At 40.0% G+C, this 19,345-nt stretch carries 19 protein-coding genes; 15 read left to right on the top strand and 4 right to left on the bottom strand.

Annotated elements, in window-relative coordinates; genetic code table 11:
• Positions 1–250 precede the first annotated feature (250 nt).
• The 10 genes from L0M13_RS12565 to L0M13_RS12520 all read left to right on the top strand — a co-directional run bounded on the left by L0M13_RS12565 (position 251) and on the right by L0M13_RS12520 (position 10,306).
• On the top strand, positions 251–1,450 hold the full coding sequence (locus L0M13_RS12565) for a hypothetical protein (RefSeq protein WP_235196823.1): 1,200 nt from the start codon (positions 251–253) through the stop codon (positions 1,448–1,450).
• A 50-nt stretch (positions 1,451–1,500) separates the two neighbouring features.
• Positions 1,501–2,676: an amidohydrolase gene (locus L0M13_RS12560; RefSeq protein ID WP_235196822.1), complete on the top strand. Its 1,176-nt coding sequence runs from the start codon at positions 1,501–1,503 to the stop codon at positions 2,674–2,676.
• 22 nt (positions 2,677–2,698) lie between these two features.
• Positions 2,699–4,015 carry a Zn-dependent hydrolase gene (locus tag L0M13_RS12555; protein ID WP_235196821.1) on the top strand — a complete coding sequence of 439 codons (1,317 nt, stop codon included), beginning with the start codon at positions 2,699–2,701 and terminating at the stop codon, positions 4,013–4,015.
• Positions 4,016–4,177: 162 nt separating this feature from the next.
• Positions 4,178–4,474: a hypothetical protein gene (locus L0M13_RS12550; protein WP_235196820.1), complete on the top strand. Its 297-nt coding sequence runs from the start codon at positions 4,178–4,180 to the stop codon at positions 4,472–4,474.
• A 538-nt stretch (positions 4,475–5,012) separates the two neighbouring features.
• A complete protein-coding gene (locus tag L0M13_RS12545) occupies positions 5,013–5,882 on the top strand; it encodes a GNAT family N-acetyltransferase (protein ID WP_235196819.1) in 870 nt (289 codons plus the stop codon).
• 181 nt (positions 5,883–6,063) lie between these two features.
• Positions 6,064–6,543 carry a hypothetical protein gene (locus tag L0M13_RS12540; protein ID WP_235196818.1) on the top strand — a complete coding sequence of 160 codons (480 nt, stop codon included), beginning with the start codon at positions 6,064–6,066 and terminating at the stop codon, positions 6,541–6,543.
• 25 nt (positions 6,544–6,568) lie between these two features.
• A complete protein-coding gene (locus L0M13_RS12535) occupies positions 6,569–6,880 on the top strand; it encodes an MGMT family protein (protein WP_235196817.1) in 312 nt (103 codons plus the stop codon).
• A gap of 100 nt (positions 6,881–6,980) precedes the next feature.
• Positions 6,981–7,715: a gamma-glutamyl-gamma-aminobutyrate hydrolase family protein gene (locus L0M13_RS12530; RefSeq protein ID WP_235196816.1), complete on the top strand. Its 735-nt coding sequence runs from the start codon at positions 6,981–6,983 to the stop codon at positions 7,713–7,715.
• A 152-nt stretch (positions 7,716–7,867) separates the two neighbouring features.
• A complete protein-coding gene (gene cax, locus L0M13_RS12525) occupies positions 7,868–8,923 on the top strand; it encodes a calcium/proton exchanger (protein WP_235196815.1) in 1,056 nt (351 codons plus the stop codon).
• An 84-nt stretch (positions 8,924–9,007) separates the two neighbouring features.
• A complete protein-coding gene (locus tag L0M13_RS12520) occupies positions 9,008–10,306 on the top strand; it encodes a glucose-6-phosphate isomerase (RefSeq protein WP_235199324.1) in 1,299 nt (432 codons plus the stop codon).
• A 56-nt stretch (positions 10,307–10,362) separates the two neighbouring features.
• Here the strand turns inward: L0M13_RS12520 and L0M13_RS12515 are convergent, their stop codons facing one another.
• Together L0M13_RS12515 and L0M13_RS12510 are read right to left on the bottom strand one after the other, a co-directional pair.
• Positions 10,363–10,752, bottom strand: a complete 390-nt coding sequence (locus L0M13_RS12515) for a hypothetical protein (protein WP_235196814.1) — start codon at positions 10,750–10,752, stop codon at positions 10,363–10,365.
• An 11-nt stretch (positions 10,753–10,763) separates the two neighbouring features.
• Complete coding sequence (locus L0M13_RS12510) at positions 10,764–12,053, bottom strand: helix-turn-helix domain-containing protein (RefSeq protein ID WP_235196813.1); 1,290 nt, start codon at positions 12,051–12,053, stop codon at positions 10,764–10,766.
• 544 nt (positions 12,054–12,597) lie between these two features.
• Here L0M13_RS12510 and L0M13_RS12505 point away from each other — a divergent pair.
• The 3 genes from L0M13_RS12505 to L0M13_RS12495 all read left to right on the top strand — a co-directional run bounded on the left by L0M13_RS12505 (position 12,598) and on the right by L0M13_RS12495 (position 14,048).
• Positions 12,598–13,146 (top strand): general stress protein, encoded by a 549-nt coding sequence (locus tag L0M13_RS12505; protein WP_311195669.1) that lies wholly within the window; start codon positions 12,598–12,600, stop codon positions 13,144–13,146.
• 100 nt (positions 13,147–13,246) lie between these two features.
• Positions 13,247–13,603: a general stress protein gene (locus L0M13_RS12500; RefSeq protein ID WP_235196811.1), complete on the top strand. Its 357-nt coding sequence runs from the start codon at positions 13,247–13,249 to the stop codon at positions 13,601–13,603.
• Positions 13,590–14,048, top strand: coding sequence for a hypothetical protein (locus L0M13_RS12495; protein ID WP_235196810.1), 459 nt, complete (start codon positions 13,590–13,592; stop codon positions 14,046–14,048). Before L0M13_RS12500 ends, L0M13_RS12495 begins: the two co-directional genes overlap by 14 nt.
• 19 nt (positions 14,049–14,067) lie before the next feature.
• Here the strand turns inward: L0M13_RS12495 and brnQ are convergent, their stop codons facing one another.
• Both brnQ and L0M13_RS12485 read right to left on the bottom strand, forming a co-directional pair.
• A complete protein-coding gene (gene brnQ / locus L0M13_RS12490; RefSeq protein WP_235196809.1) occupies positions 14,068–15,399 on the bottom strand; it encodes a branched-chain amino acid transport system II carrier protein in 1,332 nt (443 codons plus the stop codon).
• A 172-nt stretch (positions 15,400–15,571) separates the two neighbouring features.
• A complete protein-coding gene (locus tag L0M13_RS12485; protein ID WP_235196808.1) occupies positions 15,572–15,859 on the bottom strand; it encodes a hypothetical protein in 288 nt (95 codons plus the stop codon).
• 357 nt (positions 15,860–16,216) lie between these two features.
• On the opposite strand from L0M13_RS12485, the gene L0M13_RS12480 reads away from it, so the two are divergent.
• Together L0M13_RS12480 and L0M13_RS12475 are read left to right on the top strand one after the other, a co-directional pair.
• A complete protein-coding gene (locus L0M13_RS12480; protein WP_235196807.1) occupies positions 16,217–16,852 on the top strand; it encodes an S-layer homology domain-containing protein in 636 nt (211 codons plus the stop codon).
• Between the two features lie 209 nt (positions 16,853–17,061).
• Positions 17,062–19,329, top strand: coding sequence for a phosphodiester glycosidase family protein (locus tag L0M13_RS12475; protein WP_235196806.1), 2,268 nt, complete (start codon positions 17,062–17,064; stop codon positions 19,327–19,329).
• The last annotated feature ends 16 nt before the right edge of the window (positions 19,330–19,345 follow it).

Genomic DNA, 19,345 nt, shown 5'->3' with positions numbered 1-19,345 from the left:
TTTATTTAAATTTTCAAAAGTGACTAATATGCAATATATAGCTGTTGGAATCGGTTACATTCATCTTCAAGCATTTCTTCATTTATCCGTAATTTCATAATAGTCATTTTATTCTATTTATCTAATTTAAAAACTATGCTAATATTGCAACATTACTTTAATGGAGTAAAGTACGCCGTACTGGCCAGCGCGTACATATCCATTAGGGCGAGAGAAAATTATGTGGGTAAGAGAAAGAGGAGGAAGCACTATGGCACAAATGCTGGCTTTAGCAATAATGATTTTTATACTTTTTATCGGTGAAATGATTTCAATACGGACAAAAGCATGGATCCCATCCATCTTTGTCAGCGGTGTGCTTTTCCTCATTGGTTACTGGACTTTCTTTCCGGAAGACATTGTTTCAATAGCAGGCGTTCCGCCAGTTGTTGCGACGATGCTCATTTACTTGCTGATCACGAATATGGGGACGTTATTGTCTCTTGAAGAATTGAAAAATCAATGGCGCACGATTTTAATTGCACTTTCTGGAATTCTTGGGATAGTGGCATTCTTGTTTGCGATTGGCACATTCCTTTTCGATTTTGAAACGGTAGTTGTAGCGATACCGCCTTTGGTCGGTGGGTTAGTATCTGCCTTGATCATGTCTGAAGGTGCCTCGGCTGCTGGATTGCCTACATTGGCTGTTTTTGCGATTGTCATCTATGTTGTCCAAGGTTTTGCGGGGTACCCGCTGACATCAATCATGTTGAAGCGTGAAGGTAGAATGCTCTTAAACAAATACCGCAATAATGAATTGCCTGAACAAAAACTGGTTGCATCAAAGAAAACAGCAGAGCCTGTTAAGCCTGTTAAGGAACCGAGAATGTTCGCGAAAATGCCTGAAAAATACAACACGGATTTCTTCAAATTCTTCAGACTATCGGTAGTAGCTTACTTAGCGTATTTAGTATCCACACTGGCTGCTCCGATCGTCGAAATCAGTCCGTTCGTCCTTTGCCTTCTTTTCGGAGTTATTGGACGTTCAATCGGCTTCTTAGAAAAACACCCTTTGATGAAAGCGAATGGCTTCGGTTTTGCCATCATGGCACTTTTGCTTTACATCTTCGATGGGTTGAAAACAGCGACACCAAGCATGATGCTTGAAATTCTGTACCCGTTGATCGGCTGTATCGTCATCGGAGTTGCCGGTATGTATGTCTTTTCATTCTTTATGGGGAAAGTGCTGAAAGTCAGCAAGGAAATGGCATTTGCGGTTTCATTGACTGCCCTTTACGGTTTTCCGGCTGACTATATTATCACTAACGAAGTCATCAATTCATTGACGAAAGATGAAAAAGAACGTGAAGTATTGACAAGCCATATGCTGCCGCCAATGCTTGTAGCCGGTTTTATCACAGTAACGATTGTTTCCGTTATACTAGCAGGAATATTTGTCGGATTCCTATAATCCCTATTCAATAGAAGAAAAAAATTGTCAACTAGTGGAGGAGAGCATTAATGTTAAATGAAATCATCAAAAACGCGATTCAAGAAAACAATGAAGAAATGATTGAGATCAGAAGAAAATTGCATAGCGAACCGGAACTGTCGTGGGAAGAAGTAAAAACTTCTCAGTTTGTCTTCGAATATTTGACGGATCTCGGTATCGAATGCCGAAAAACAGAGCCCACGGGCGTTATCGGGAATTTAAAAGGAGGGAAAGATGGAAAAACAGTGGCGCTTCGAGCGGACATGGATGCATTGTCAGTTGAAGAGTTGAATGTGGATCTTCATTATAAATCAAAAGAGGCAGGGAAAATGCATGCGTGCGGACATGACGCCCACACAGCGATGCTTTTAGCAGCAGCTAAAGCCTTAGTCGCGGTTAAAGATGAAATTCCTGGAACTGTCCGCTTTATTTTTCAGCCAGCAGAAGAAGTAGCTACCGGCGCTAAAGCGATGGTTGAACAAGGCGCTGTCGAAGCTGTCGATGAGGTTTTTGGCATTCATATTTGGTCTCAGAGTCCTAGCGGCACAGTTGCCTGCAACCCGGGTCCGTCTTTTGCTTCAGCCGATATCTTCAAAGTACATTTTAAAGGGCAGGGCGGCCACGGAGCTATTCCTGAAGATTGCATCGATGCAGCTGTCATTGCTTCGTCGTTTGTCATGAATGTTCAATCGGTCGTTTCCCGCACCATTGATCCGCAGCAGCCGGCAGTCGTAACCATCGGGAAAATGATTGTCGGAACACGTTTTAATATCATTGCGGAAAATGCTGAGATTGAAGGGACGGTACGGTGTTTTGATGCCGCGACGCGCGACCATATTGAAAAACAATTAGAAGTATACGCAGCTAATACAGCGGCCATTTACGGCGGAACAGCGACTGTCGAATACATTCGCGGAACGCAAGCAGTCATTAACGGGGAAGAAAGCGCAGCGCTTGTCCAGCAAGTAGCATCTGAGGCCTTTGGAGAAGGATCTATATATAATGAAAAGCCGACGATGGGCGGAGAAGACTTCTCCTTTTACTTAGACGAAGTGCCGGGGAGTTTTGCTTTAGTCGGGAGCGGAAATACAGAAAAAGATACGGAGTGGGCACATCACCATGGCAAATTCAATATTGATGAAGATGCTATGGCCACAGGTGCTGAACTGTATGCGCAATTCGCGTGGACTTACTTGACTAAGTAATGGAAAAGGAGGACACAATTTTATGGCTCTGGAGAATCCGGTATTCGAAGATTTAATGAAAGGCTTTGACAGCCGTTTGACGCATTCCGGCATAGACGGGGAAAGAGTGGCAAGAAGGCTTTATGAACTGTCGCATATCGGCTATACCCAAATTGGAGGAGTGAAGCGGCCGGGATTTTCAGATGAAGAAAAAATGGCAAAATCATTAGTGAAGAAATGGATGTTCGAAGCTGGGCTGGATGTTATGGAAGACGGAGCTGGAAATATAAGAGGCAGGCTCGCAGGGAAAGATTCAAAAGCGAGAGCCGTTGCTTCCGGTTCCCATGTAGACAGCGTACCGAATGGAGGGAATTTTGACGGTCCTCTTGGCGTTTTATCTGCTTTAGAAATAGTGGAAGCATGGAAAACATTGAATTACATTCCTGAAGTCCCTTATGAAGTCATCGTTTTTTCAGACGAAGAAGGCTCGCGTTTTAACAGTGGATTAAGTGGAAGCCGTGCAATGATCGGAGCCATCGAAGATGAGGAAATAGCTGGAATGCGTGATTATAATGGAGATAGCCTGGAGCAGGTTTTAGCCCATTATGGCAGCAGCATTCAACAGTTCAAAGAAGCAAAGCGAGATATAGGGGAACTGGAATTGTTTGTGGAAGTGCATATAGAGCAAGGGAAAAAATTAGAAAAAGCGGATCAGCCGGTTGGCATTGTGAGCGGAATTGCGGGACCAGCATGGTTGGAAGTTGAATTTACGGGGGAAGCAGGTCATGCAGGTAATACGCCGATGATTGGCCGAAGAGATCCGTTGGTCGCAGCAGCCGAATTTATCCAACGTATACCTGAATTCCCAGGTGCAATCAGCGAATCTGCAGTGGCGACCGTCGGTAAATTAGAAGTTCTTCCAAACGGCATCAATGTGATTCCTGAAAAAGTGGTGCTGCACGCCGACATCCGTGACATTTACGAAGAAACAAGAGATGCACTTTTAAAACGGATCATCGAAGAGGCAGAGTCGATTGCCAAAAATCGGAATATTCATCTCACAATTAAACAAAACACGAAGATCAAACCGGTTCCGATTGAGCAAGAATTGCAAGCCCAATTGGCAGATTCGCTACGGAAGTTCGGTATTGAACCGACTTATATTCCAAGTGGTGCAGGCCATGATGCGATGATTTTAGGCCGCTATATCCCTGTTGCGATGCTATTTGTCAGAAGCAAGGATGGAATCAGCCATAATCCGAAAGAATGGTCGTCTCTAAATGACTGTATTTACGGAGTCCATGTGTTAAAAGACTTTATCGAAAGCAAAATGGACGAAATTAAAACTAGTTCAAACTGAATATCGTTTCATTTTCTCACTTTAAAAATCCTGCTTTCTATGAAAAAGCAGGATTTTTATTTTAAATAATATAAAAATTTAAACTTTGATGTCTATTTGATAGAAAACAGGGTATATATGTAAAAGAACAATAAAAACAGTAAACTTCTGGGAGGCGATAAAATGGTATCTGCATTTAATAATGTGTCTGATTCACGAGCTTTTACGGAACATAAACTTTTAAAGAAATCGAGAGATTGTTTTACTAGCGAATCTGATCGGATAGCTGAAACAGGCGAAAGGTTTATGAAATACTTCATGAAGAACGCTACAAAAGAAGGTGTATTGTTTAAGACGATCAAAGAAATTACGACGGAAATGAATACGCCTCACCAAACCTTAACTCGAGTTTTAAAAACGTTGGAACACAAACAAATCATTTATCGCCGAAATGGAATTATCGGATTATGGAAAGATTAAAATAAACTCTCTCTTCTAAACTGAAGAGGGAGTTTATTTTGTGAAAAAGCATTTTCATAGGTCTGTCTTTCTCAATATATATTATTAATAGTTCATTAAGACTATTTAAGACCCTATAAATGTTTTTTGGGGTGTTTTTAAAGTCTAAATACTCAAAGTAAATAAAGAAAATTTCATTTTTTTTTGAAAAAGTGTGGATAGAACTAATATTTTATGATATAAATGAACTATAATTATCTGAATTTTTAGAAATAATTGTTTATTGTTGAATTGATATCTCTCCCCTTGTCCAATCCTCTGCTCCGAGAGGGCAGCCGACTGAGTCTATTTCTAAACTTTAGAGATACAGTTTGAGCTATTGTATCGGAAGTTCATGGGAATAATAGAATTCTACCCTCACCTCCTTATTGAAACCTTTTTCACGGTGAAACTTATGTTGGTTTGATTGGATAGAAGTTTGACGAGAAACACTCCGTATAGAGATAAAGTGAATAGTAGAAATGACGAATTTTTTTAGTTGAAAACAGGGGTGAGTAGAATGTTTGAGGTTGTATCCATACATGACCATATGCGCTGGGAAAAGATACTCCATCTTTTTCAAGCATCCGATATCTATTACACAAGCCAATATTATTTAAGTGCCATGAAATTGGATCCGGGAGAAGCGTTAATGTTTTACTATATCGATGAAGAAGGTGAAATCGCTTATCCTTTTATCAAGCGGGCGATTGAAGGACAATCTTCATCCTATTACGACATAACTACGCCTTTCGGCTACGGCGGCCCTTTAGTTAGGGCAGTGAAAAACATGCCGTTATTGATCCAAAACTTTCTTCACGTGTTTTCAGAATACTGCCGGCAAGAAAATATTGTTGTCGAATATATCCGTTTTCATCCGTTAAAAGGGAACGCGGAATTGTTTAAAGAACATTTGAACCTGCTGCCTGTTTATGAGACTTTTACCCTACAGTTGGATCCTGTTTCAAAAACTTCCTCTATTCAGTCTAATGAGCAATGGGAGAACGGCTTTGTTATAAAAAAGCTAGGGACAGTCCGGCATATGTTTGAGTTTCTAGTGCTCTATTATTCAGGTGTCAGGAGAAAAGAAGATGCGGACAGCTATTATTTCTTTACCAATGATTATTTTGAAGCGCTAATTAGCTCATTAGGTCCAAACCTGCATTTATTTGGTGCTTATCACAAAAACAAATTAATCTCCGCTTCCTATGTTCTGACTTTAGGCAATACCATTTACCATCATCTCGAAGGGAATCTGGAAGAGCCTGAAACGGAAGATGCGACGAAGATGCTTTTATTGAAAATAGCGGAGTGGGGAAGAGACAATTATTATGAATTCTTCCATCTTGGCGGCGACTATTCTGAAATTGAAAAAGAAAGCAGCGGGTAAAAGCAGAAATCAGCAATATGCCGGCTTCTGTATTTTATATATGTAAAAAAATACACAATAGATCCATCTATAAACAATTGATCTCCGAAGAAGAATCCGATGTGATAAAGCGCTATCGCAATATATGAGAAAAAGAATGCCAGGCATTCGAACATCTATATAATACGGGGGAGGATTATTTATGAGATACTTGCAGTATAAAGGCTTAGTTGAAAGAGAATATAAAAAATCATTGAGAAAAGTCATGCATGATTTATGTGTGGAAGAAGGGCTTACGGCATCTGAAGGGGCAAAAAAACTAGGAATAGCAAAGGAAGTTTTCTCGTACTGGCAAAGATATTATCGGTTTGAACCTAGACAGATGCTATTTGATCAAACGATTGATGGGTTAGAAGGGATGGAGGAACTTTACGCCGTTGAAGCGAAAGCTGCAGAATTTTCAAAGCCGCTTCAATACGAAAAGGAAGAATCCATCAAAGGGCTGGAAGAATTGATCGAAAGAATGATCAGCTATTATAAATTCCTGCATTATAAAACAGAAGGAATGGCGACAGAAACAGCTAATTTGCCTCTATATGAATTTAGCTATGTAGTCGTTGAGCGCTATCGGAACGGAGAGCTACTAAAAGAAGTAAAAGAAAAGGCAGCAACAGAAAAGTAAAGTTAACTAGATAGGATTGAACCAGATGCAACCGTTTACTGTAAAAGCAATCGAAATTATTGCGCGTATCCCAGAAGGGAAAGTAATGACCTATGGACAAATTGCAGCTCATGCTGGAAGTCCAAGAGGTGCCCGGCAAGTTGCGAGACTGCTCCACAGCATGAGCAGAAAACACGGATTGCCGTGGCATCGTGTTGTTAATGCCCAAGGGAAAATAGTTGTACAAGATGAAGAATCCCGTTTTGCTCAGCTTCATTCCCTTCAAGAAGAAGGTGTCGAAGTGGCGCAAAATGGGATTGTTGATTTGAACCAGTATCGATACGACCCTTCGCATTGAATTTTAAGCAATCCTTTCCGTAAATAGTTTAACGGTGTTTTATTTTAACAAATAAGGGTAAATAGAATACTGTGGCTTTTTAAAAGAGAGGATTTTAAAAATGAAAAATGAACATAAACCCGTTATTGGGATAACTGCACGTGTAGAAAAAGATCAAATGTATTCGTTGGATCCCGTTTATGGACGTGCCATCCTGCAAGCAGGCGGCTTGCCATTAATCGTTCCGATTGTAGACGAGGAAGATATTCCTTTGCTTTGTGAACGATTAGATGGATTGATCGTTACAGGCGGAGGAGATATTAACCCAACTCTTTACGGGGAAGAACCGCATATCCGCTTAGGAGCAGTTTATCCTGGCAGTGATCAATATGAAAAAGAACTGATCTTAAATTTCCTTGAATTGGATAAACCGTTTATCGGCATGTGCCGAGGCATGCAGATGCTGAATGTCTCATTAGGCGGAACCATCTATCAAGATCTAGAAGCGCAATATGAAGGGACATTGTATCAGCATAAGCAAATGGCTATGCGGACGCACCGGACCCATTCAGTGACGCTAGAGGATGAAAGCCGCTTGATCAAAATTATGGAAGAAAAAACGTTTAACGTAAACTCTTTCCATCATCAAGGGATCAAAGATGTTTCTGACAAGCTGAAAATTGCGGGACGCGCGGCGGATGGACTTGTGGAAGCGTTAGAAAGTGAAAACCATCAATTTGTCATGGGTATCCAATGGCACCCTGAAGAATTTGCTTTGCAAGGTGACGAAGCTTCAAAAAAACTCTTTAAACGATTTGTAAAAGAATGTGCAAAAGATAAAGCGCAAAATCAATAAAAGAATCAAATATATAATGTAAAAGGCATGCGCCCGGTAATTTCCGAGGCATATGCCTTTTTACATTAGTCAGACCCTTTCATTCAATCTTTTTAACGTGTCGATAGTGATTTCTTCGGGTATGGAAAAGCTAAAAAGGGAGGTGGAAGAGCATGAATCGGATTTTTGGTATATTAGTCATCATTGGCGTGCCATTAGCCGTTATTGGATCTTTTTTAGAATGGCCGAGTATCGTTATGTTTATCCTTTGTTCAATCAGTATTATCGCTTTATCCAGTTTTATGGGACGCGCGACTGAAAGTTTAGCAATAGTGAGTGGACCGCGTATCGGGGGACTGCTAAATGCTACATTCGGTAATGCGGTAGAACTGATTATTTCAGTTTTTGCGCTCCAAGCGGGATTGGTCGGCGTAGTTTTAGCTTCTTTAACGGGTTCTGTGCTTGGCAACCTGTTACTTGTGGGCGGTTTATCTTTCTTCTTGGGTGGCCTTAAATTCAAAAGACAGAAATTCAGCATTCAAGATGCTTCGCACAATTCCGGTTTGTTGATATTTGCTGTTGTCGTCGCATTTGTAATACCAGAAATTTTTTCGATGACCATGACAGATCGTGAAACTATCCAGTTAAGCGTCGGTATTTCCATCATTATGATTCTATTGTATTTGGCCGGGTTGATTTTCAAATTGGTTACTCACCGAGGGGTTTATACCCATACAGAAGCCGAGAATGAAGAAGAACGAGAAGAGCCGGAATGGACGAAGCCAAAAGCCATTATCATTTTATTTGCGGCCACTTTAGTGGTTGCTTTTATTTCGGAGAATTTGGTCCATACATTTGAAGAAGTAGGAGAACAATTTGGCTGGTCTCAACTATTTATCGGGGTCATTATTGTAGCGATTGTCGGTAATGCAGCAGAACATGCTTCTGCCCTAATGATGGCAATGAAAAACAAAATGGATGTCGCGGTTGAAATTGCCATTGGCTCGACCTTGCAAGTAGCCATGTTCGTAGCTCCGGTGCTCGTATTGATTTCTTTGTTTATGCCAGTCCAAATGCCACTGGTTTTTACAATTCCCGAACTCATAGCGATGATTACGGCTGTGTTTCTTACCATTAATGTAACGAATGACGGGGAATCGAATTGGTTTGAAGGGTTGACCTTATTGGCTGCCTATCTAATCATGGGCATCGGCTTTTATTTGCTGTAAATTATCTGTGACTTTCGACATATTCTTCCTCGTTCTCAAGGAATCATGGTAAAATAAATATATTAAAAAAAGGCGGTGGTTTCCATAGGAACTATATCTTTAAATAACAAATACATTAAATCGTTTGTAGAAAAAGATGAACTGACGGCTTTACAAGATTTCGTTGAAAACGCACATAAAAAAATTCATGAAGGTACAGGTGCTGGGGCTGAGTACCTTGGATGGCTGAACTGGCCATCAACTATGGATGAAGCAGAAATATCCCGTATTGAAGAAACGGCATCAAAATTGCGCGAAGATGTTGAAGTTCTAGTTGTTATCGGAATTGGCGGATCGTATTTAGGCGCTAAAGCGGTACAGGAATTGTTAAGTCCAGCATTTGGCCGTAAAGGACTGGAAGTTGTGTATGCAGGCCAGCACATTAGCGGCAGATACCTGGAAGAATTGCTTGCTTATGTTGAAGGCAAAAAAGTAGCTGTAAATGTTATCTCGAAGTCAGGGACAACGACAGAACCAGCCATTGCTTTCCGGAAACTTAAGGCGTGGATGTATGGAGCGTATGGGAAAGAGGAAGCAGCCCGCCGCATTATTGTTACAACGGATGAATCGGCTGGGGCGCTTCGCAAAACAGCTGATGAAGCAGGATACGTTTCATTCGTGATTCCGGGTAACATCGGCGGACGCTATTCTGTGTTAACTCCAGTAGGCTTGCTGCCATTGGCGGCGGCCGGCGTAGATATCCGCGAGTTGTTAAACGGTGCCAAACAAGCGGAAGCGGATTTGATCTCCACCAATTTAGAGGAGAACGCAGCTTATTCTTATGCAGCTTATCGCCAAGTATTGAATGCCCGCGGCTATTCGACTGAAGTAATGGCGAGTTTCGAACCTGCAATGGCAGGCATGAATGAATGGTGGAAACAATTATTTGGTGAAAGTGAAGGCAAACAAGGCAAAGGGATTTTCCCGGCATCGGTCATTTATTCAACAGATTTGCACTCGCTTGGCCAATACTTGCAAAACGGTCGCCGCATGTTATTTGAAACCATGGTCAGTTTTACGGAAGACCAGCAGCAAAGCCAAATTCCGTTCGATGAAGAAAATGGAGATGGCTTGAATTATCTTGTGGATAAAACGTTGCATGAAGTGAATCAGCAAGCGCTAAATGCTACAGCTATGGCCCATCATGACGGAGGCGTGCCTATTCTGCAGTTGGAAATTCCAAAACTGGATACCTATCATACTGGCTACTTACTGTATTTCTTCATGAAAGCTTGTGCCATGAGCGCTTACCTCTCAGGGGTCAACCCATTCGACCAACCTGGAGTCGAGCAGTACAAACAAAACATGTTCCAGCTTCTTGGGAAACCAGGATACGAGAAATAAAAAGCAAAAAAGCAGCTGCCTTTAAACTAGGCAGCTGCTTTTTCGTATTCATAGGATTAAGCTTGGAATTTGTTTTTAACGGACCAAGGTTCAGGAACGCGGTGTTGCATAGCAACATCCTTGCGAATAGACCAAGGTTCAGGAACGCGGTGTTGCATAGCAACATCTTTGCGAATAGACCAAGGTTCAGGAACGCGGTGTTGCATAGCAACATCTTTGCGAATAGACCAAGGTTCAGGAACGCGATGTTGCATAGCAACATCCTTGCGAATAGACCAAGGTTCAGGGACACGATGCTGCATAGCAAAATTCTGGTGAACAGACCAAGGCTCAGGAACGCGATGTTGCATAGCAACATCGTTTTCGTTTGGGTTAATCAAGGAAGTAGCTGAAAAACTTGTGAAAACTAGTGTTGTAGCCAAAATTAATTTAGACAATTTCCTCATTGAATTCACTCCTATTTAATTGTAATAAGATTCTTGTAAGCCAAACGAGAATTATTAAAGGCAAAAGACGAGTCTTTGTACCTTTCTTGATTATAGTATAGATTACCCAATAATCCATAGTAATAACCAATTTCGTAAAAATTATCATTAACGCTTAAACTTGGCAAAAATGTATTAACTACTAAGGATTCGAATTGATCGTACTCATTATTTAAATAATGTGATAGACAGAAGAATTCCATAATAGCTTCTTTGAAAGCATGGTTGGTTGGTAAGTCGAGATTGAGATGCTTCTCAACTACAATCTTCTTTCCTTTAATTTGCCATCGAACAGCTTCTTCAATGTTTTTTAATTCAATATTACATTTTATAATCAAGCAATAACTTAATAAGATATCAGCAGTATATTCAGCAGGAACAAATTCTAATGCCGCAGTTACATGATGAATACTGGATTCGAAATTTTGAAATAAAAAATGTGAATAACCCACATTAAATTCTGTAGTAAATCTCAAAATATCAATTTCAAGTTTTCTGCCAATAGTTAATGCGTTTTTAAAATGTTCTGTAGCTATTTTAAAATTGCCTATACGTTGTTGTGTCATTGCTATATTTAAATGACACTCTACAATACGTTTTGGAACAAATTCTTGTTGATATATTTTTAAAGCTAAGTCTGTATATTTAAAGGCTAATTCAGTTTCCCAACATTGAGAAGAAGAAATACCGATGGAATAGTATAGATCTCCCAGCTCAGAAGGAGAGGTAGTAGAAGGTGCAATTTTCTCAGCCATCAAGTAAGTTTTTAAAGCTGTTTCATGATCGTTTAAAATATAATGATAATTTCCATTGTATTTATGGAAGAGGTAAAATTGCTCTTGATTCATGAATTCTTTAAAGCGTTCCATCTCTTTTAATTTTAATTCTGCGGTATCTAGATCACCTATGACAATGAAATACCGAATTTGCTGAATGCTATATTCTAACTCAATATCTTCATTCACATGCAGCAGCGGATGATCTTTAATATCGGAATACTGCTCCATGATCTTTCCTTTGTTCTGAGGATGTACTAATGAAGACTTAAAGTTTTTAACTAAAACTTTTCCCACTGGATTGTCTTTAGGTGCCAGAGGGATTTCTAGTTTTTTACACAAGGCTTCTAAGTCAGCTAAAGAAGGTTCTTTTAAACCGGATTCTATTTTTTTAAGTTCTCTAGGAGAGAGGATACCGGAAGCAACTTCCTCTAAGCTGATTTTTTTCTTTAATCGGTGATACTTCAGGCGCAACCCAGTGTCCATTGATTCTCTCCTTTCCGTTTGAATGGGCAGAACTTCAAGCATCCATGTAGGAGAGTTTCTTTCTAGCTTTGACGTTGGCTCCGGGAAGTAATGCATAGAAAGATTGTTAAGTACTATAGTTTCCGCCTCCACAACTTATATTGTACGAAAATGTAATATCTTTAATCCATGATATCATCAATTTTCAAAATATACTGCCTTTTTAATGCCTATTTTTTGTAAATTAAATAAAAAGGAAGAATGACCTAGGCAGAAATTTATTAATTGGATTAAATGGTTAATATATCTAAAAACTTTTTCTCGGCTTTTATAATAACATATTAAATAAATATTAAAATGATTAATTTCGCATTACATAAATTAAAATTAAAAATTTTTACTTCTTTTGCAGTGAAGATATACCTGTAAAATCTTCCTCTTAGTTTAAGGTGCTGATGGTAAGGGGAAAGCAGTAACAAATACATTAAATAATTGATGGAGGTTTTGAGGATGGCTACTGATAAAAAAGTGTTAGCGGTTGTATTTTCTGAAACAGATTTAATCCATAAAACTCGAAGATCTTAAAAAGGATGGTTATGGGGAAAAAGATCTTCATCTGCTTGCTCAGGATTCAGATCGCCTGGACGACATCGAGAATGGAAGTGATATAGATGTGCAAAAAGCTGGTTCTTTTAAAGATAAGTTCAAAGGCTTTATCACAGGTGAGGGCAGTGTACGCGGTGGTGTGAAATCTTTGGATCTTTCCGAGGAAGAAACGAAACGGTATACAGCAGACTTAGCTAATGGTGGAATACTGATTTATGCAGATGAGCGTAAAGGAATTGAAGAAGTCATAGAAGGAAGCGCTTTTAAGGACAGAGAAGGAAATCCGGTAGAATCTTCGACAAATGAATTCGTAAATTCGGTAGATAATAATTTTGATGAGCAAGAAGACCGGTTTGCTAGAGGAGAAACATTCCAGCAAGATCCAACCTTAATGAAAGAACCGCACCATGTTTCCTTCAGTACGCAACAGAAGCCGGAAATTGAAAAAGAGCGTGGATCAATGACAGACGCTGAAAAACATTCCTCAAGCGATAAAAAATACAAGTAGAATAAGATTCAAATATAATCCACTTATCGTCTGAATGTTTCAGTACTCCTTTATATCGGGTACATGAAACAATAAGACGTTTGACAGGAGGCTGAATTATATGGAGACAGATCGCGAGTTTATCGTGCTATATAGCCAAGAGGAAATGCGCAGCAAAATAGAGGAGCTCAAATCCCTCGGCTACCGTGAGGAAGATTTTCACGTATTGGTCGACGACGAAGCTGTTTTAAGCGCTGAAGATACAAGCCGTATCGATGTACACGAAACCGGCACGCTCGGAAATACATTTAAAACGATGTTTACTGGAAGAGACGCGGTCAGAGAAAAGTTAAAAAGCTTGGATCTGGAAGAGCGGCAAGTTGACCGTTATGAAGAAGAGTTAGAAAAACGGAGCGATTTTACTGTATATGGACAAATCGCTATCGAAAGGAGATCGGAACACTATGGCCTTAAATGAAAAAGAAAACCATGGAAAAGATGAGATCTATACTTCTGAAGTTTCACGCGAAGAACAATATGGAGTGCCGGGATATCAGGATGAAGCAAAAGATTCGCGTGTCAAAGGAGAAAACATTCATCCTACGACCGGTTCAGAAACAGCGGATGAAAGCGAACCAAAAGAAAAATTGATGGAACACGAGCCTGGAATTGCATCAGGTGAAGGAAGCGACCTTTTAGACCAGCATGACGGCGTTAATCGTAGGGAAGATGAACAATCGCCTGGAGTTGATCCAAATTTAGGTCCAGCGCCTTTTGGCCGCGATTCGGAGGAAGAACACCTTTTAAACGATACTCCACGCCGCGATGATTACGAAAATGAAAAGAATCCGAGAGATGGCCGTAAACTCCATGAAGACGTGGATAAAAAAACCGGCACTCCTCCAACCCCTAGATTATTTTAAAAAAAGCAACCTCATTTTCTTAATGAGGTTGCTTTTTTGGTTTCATTTGATAAATGGTAATCCCGAGAATAGCCGCGATGGCAGCAGGGGTTATCCATCCGATGCCTTGTGCATAGAAAGGAAGGAACCCGAGTCCCTCATCAATGACTGCAAAGTGGATGCCTGCTGCTTTTAACCCATCCAAAATACTAATGATCCCTGTCACACTAAGCGCCATTATATACACAAATGGCTGCCTTCCAAAAATTCTATCAATGAAGGATAACAGGACCAATACAATGGCAACTGGATAAATCATTAATAGGACTGGCAGTGAAACGGAAATTAACTGAGTTAAGCCGATGTTCGCAATAATCGTGCTGAATCCGGCGAAAATAAATACATACATGACATACGAAAATTTAGGGAAGATTTTATTGAGAAATTGTGCAGTAGCAGAAACCAAGCCGATGGAAGTTGTCAGGCAGGCAAAGATGATCGCTGCCGCTACAATAATTCCGCCGAATTCCCCGTAAAGTACTCTCGAGGCCAAAGCGATAATGGTACCGCCGTTATCATGGAATCCAATTGCCTCAACACTCGTAACCCCAATATAACTTAAAGAAAGGTAAACTGCAGCAAGACCAGTCGCCGCAATAATCCCTGCAAATACAGTAGTTTTGAGAATGCTTTTCTTGTCCGTCACACCTTTTGCTTGAACGGACTGGATAATCACGATTCCAAAAACGAGAGCAGCAATTGCGTCCATCGTTAAATAGCCTTGAAGAAAACTTTCAAAAAATGCTTCTGTCTGATAGTTGCCAACCGGTTCGCCGATTTGTCCTAAAGGGGTTATGAGGCTTTTAACAGCGAGAGAACCGATGATCAGGATTAAGATTGGCGTAAGTATTTTTCCAATTCGGTCAACCAGTTTTGTGGGATTTAAAGCAAATAAAACGGTAATTGTGAAAAAAATGATGCTGAATACGAGTAATGGCCAAAATGATTTCTCTAAACTTGCAGGGAGAAAGGGGAATACCCCAATTTCAAAAGCGACAGTAGCGGTACGGGGAATCCCGAAAAAGGGCCCAATGGCTAAGTAAACGACAAAAGTGAATATTAAGCCGAAATAGGGATGCACTCGTCCCGCAATTGTTTGTAAATCACCGCCGGCTTTAGCGATAGCTAATATGCCCAGTAAAGGAAGTCCGACTCCGGTTAAAAGAAAGCCGAAAATCGCAATTCCAATATTGTCTCCTGCTAATTGGCCCAAGTAAGGTGGGAAAATAATATTGCCGGCTCCTAAAAACAAGGCGAATAGCATGAGGCCGACTGTAATGGACTCTTTTAGAGTAAGCGTTTTCTTTTGCATAATAGACTCCTTAATTTATCTGTTTGCATAGAAATCTATTATAGCTGAATTCAATAAGTTTTGAAAACTTAATCTAGCAGAAATACATAGACAAATAAATTGGACTGACTGAAACTTCGGAAGCCTCACAATAAAAAGCCATTTCAATTAAAAATGAAATGGCTTTGCGCTTTTATGCTTTTACTAATGTGGTTAAAGTGTTTTGTGCAGTCTGCTGAACGCTGATGCACAAATCTTGTTCTGCCAAGCGCTTTAAAGTGGAAAGGGGAGTGATCGGATTTTCTGCTACCGCTTTTCGCACTTCAGCATGTTGATCGAGGGATAAGTCAACAAGTAATCCTACACAAGAAATCGATTTGGCTAGTTGGGCGCGATTTTCAAATTCCATTTTCAGAACATCTGCTTCATCCCAAGGCGACCAGTCACGTAAGCTTGCATAAAAATCGATATTGCTATCCATTGTTTAGGTTTCACTCCTATAGTGAATTATTTTTGATTTATAAGAATATTATATCACGTATTATTTAAAATGAAAGGAATTTAATAAGGTTAGGTGCTATATTAACTATTAATGCCGATTCAATAGCAGTGTCATATTTCTTATAAGACTCCTTATTTTTTCTCTTGTCTATTTTATATTACGTTCAAAATAGGTTATTTCGGATTATTTTATTGAACTACTATTTTTTATTGATCTATGGCAGTTTACAGAACTGTATTTAATAGGCAATATTCTAAGAAGAATACTTCAAAAGAACCTTGTAACAAATATTTACATATAGTATATTGGGTTCAGGAAATTGAAAGGAATGTTTCTTTGAAAAAATTATCTTTTATTTTGTCTCTTATTGTTGTTTTGGCATTGGTTATTTCTTCACCGATTTTCAACACAAAAGCAGCTGCTAGCTTTACGGATGTAAACGACCGCTATAAAGAAGCCGTCGATCATATGGTCGAGCAAGGGTATACAAAAGGAATCGGTGCAACTCAGTACGGCACGGACAATCAAATCACTCGTTTAGATGCAGCCGTCATGATTGCAAAAGTCCTTGGCTTTAATGAATCTTCAACGACTCCGTCTGCCGGCTTTACCGATGTACCGGATAACCGGGCTTGGGCCGTCGATGCATTATTCAAGGCAGGCGTCATCAACGGAAAGACAGCAACTTCTTTCGGCAGCTATCAAAATATGACGCGTGGAGAAATGGCGATCGTCTTGTCTTCCGCTTATAAATTATCTGCAAGCTCGGATTCAATTCCATTTACCGATGTAAATCCGCGTTATGTGAGTGCCGTTGCAGCGCTAGTGGAAGCGAAAATAACGAACGGAAAAGGCACGACTAAGTTCGGAACAAACGATAATATAACGCGTGGAGAATTTGCCATCTTCATATTTAAGGGAGATAATCTTTCGAAAGATCTGACCCCTCCAGAAGTAATATCAGTGGATTGATATTTTTCTGAAATTTGCACTTTTAGTGGTTGTGATTAAGGATAGGTATGGTAAAATAGAAATTGTAATTAACCTGTTTTTACTATAAAAGTGCAATGCAATGGCTTGGTTGAAGCGAGAAAAGGAATCCACAATTTTATTTGTGGATTCCTTTTTTTGTCGAAAATATAAATTAATGCTTATGAAAATATACTTTAGGGAGTTATTGGATGAAATTTAAAAAATTACTGACTGTTTCTTTGGCTGCCGGACTCTTATTATCGATGCAAGTAAAGCCTGCAAATGCAGATATGCTGTCGCCTGGAGTAAATTATGTAAATGAAAGCAAAAGTATATCTGGAAAAGCTCAACGCATCAATCGAATGACGATTAACATGAATGCGCCTTATACAACAATCAATATGGGGATTTCGAATCCGTTTACAGCGCTGTCAACGACTTCAAGTTTAAGCCGCTTACATACGAAAGAACAAAATCACGTGATTGGCGCAATTAACGCTTCGCTTTTTACATTCGAATCGGGACTGCCTACATATTTGTTAGCAGAAGGCAATAACATCGTTAATTTAGGTGCTGTTTCAACAAATTACAATGATTTCATGCATACCCCAGCAGCTTTTGGCGTCACTGCCGATAATAAAGCGAAAGTTGGTAAGTATGATCTTTCATATACAATTACACATAACGGTCAATCCTCGCAATTAACATCTTTAAACAGAGAAAGAGAACGTGGAGAGAGCATTCTTTATACTTCTAGTTGGCCATTTGAAAATACGCGGACAAATAATACGGGACTTGAAGTGGTTGTTTCCACTTCAACTTCTGTTAATACAGGTCATGAATTTGGCGAAAAGGTTCCAGGGAAAGTGACAGCCATCCGACCGTATGGACAATATACGAGTGCTACGATTCCAAAAAATGGCTACGTCATTTCAGCAGTGGATAAAGCCGAAGTCGATAAAATCCGTGATTTGAAAATCGGCGATAATGTTGAATTGACAGTAGATGTAGAAAAACAATGGAAAGGCTCTAAATTCATGTTAGCAACAGGGCCGCTGCTTGTTCAAAATGGTGCTGTCGATTTATCGATCGATTTGAATAGCCCTCGAGTAACGCAGCGGACAGCACGCACTGCAGTCGCAACAAATGCCGATGGTTCCAATGCTTATTTCGTCACAGTGGACAGTGGGGTGACAGGAAGTTCAGGCATGACCTTGACTGAATTTGCGAGTTATTTAAAGTCAATAGGAGCTTATAACGCTATTAATCTGGATGGCGGGGGCTCTACTACAATGGTTGCCCGGAAGTACGGCGATATCTTGCCGACTTTGGTTAACCGGCCGTCTACAGGATACGAACGCAAAGTTTCTTCTATATTAGAAGCAGTTAGCACAGCTCCATACGGTGTTGGTACTTATGCAACAGCTTCACCGAAACAAGCTGGAAGCATTCCGGTAGATTCGACACTTGGATTCAAAGTGGATAAAGTCTTGGATCAATATTACAATACCTTGCCGATTGACCAAGAGAAATTGAAATTGATTTCAGTTTCTGGCGGTATTGGCAAAATTGAAAATAACCAGTTTATCGCGGTTAAAGAAGGGGCAGGAACTGTCACTGCTAAATATGAAAATGCTTCAATTACTATTCCGGTCACAGTAATACCTAAAGTTTCTGACAAACCCATAGCGTTAAGTGCATTGGATTCAACTAGCGGCTTATCTGCAGAAGCAGCCCGTGGTACGGCATCGATTTCTACAGAGAAAACGATTGCTTCAAAAGAGGGAAGCGGGTCGGTTAAATTAGCATATGATTTTACTTCCTATAAAGACGGAGTTTCAGCAGCTTATCTGAAATGGAATAGCCCTTACCAAATACCAAATCAGCCGAAACGGATCGGTGCATGGGTATACGGAGATGGCATGAATCATTGGCTCCGCGGTTCTTTGACCGATGCAAATGGCAAAGAAGTTGTAATTGATTTTACTGCAGAAGACAAATTGGATTGGGTAGGCTGGAAATATGTTGAAGCAAACATCCCGACAACTGCTGCAGCGCCATTCAGCTTAAACAGAATCTACGTTGCGGAAACGAAATCAACGAAAAAGACAAAAGGTTCTTTATGGATCGACGGTATTCAAGCACTTTATACGACAGCTAAAACTGTTCAGGAAAGTTTTGTTCCGGATCCATCTGTACGCATTGAAAAAGCGGATAAAAAATTCACGGTAACATTTTCACAGCCGATGAATGCAGAATTTATTCACGGGAAGTATGTGTATGTTGAAGATCAATATGGCGTACGCCAAGCAGTGACTGTAAAAAAAGGGACTACCCCGACTCAATTAATAGTAGAAGCACCTGCTGGCGGCTACAAGAGTGGACAAAATTATCAATTGGTCGTCACGCATTTTGTGCCAAACTCTTCTAATATCAAAATGGTGAAAGACCATATTACCGAATTTAAAATTCAATAAGAAAAAGCTCAGCATA

This window comes from Planococcus sp. 107-1, from assembly GCF_021513255.1.
Taxonomy (GTDB): Bacteria; Bacillota; Bacilli; order Bacillales_A; family Planococcaceae; genus Planococcus.
Note: the sequence above shows the minus strand (reverse complement) of the source record. Positions and strands in the feature narration are given on the sequence as shown.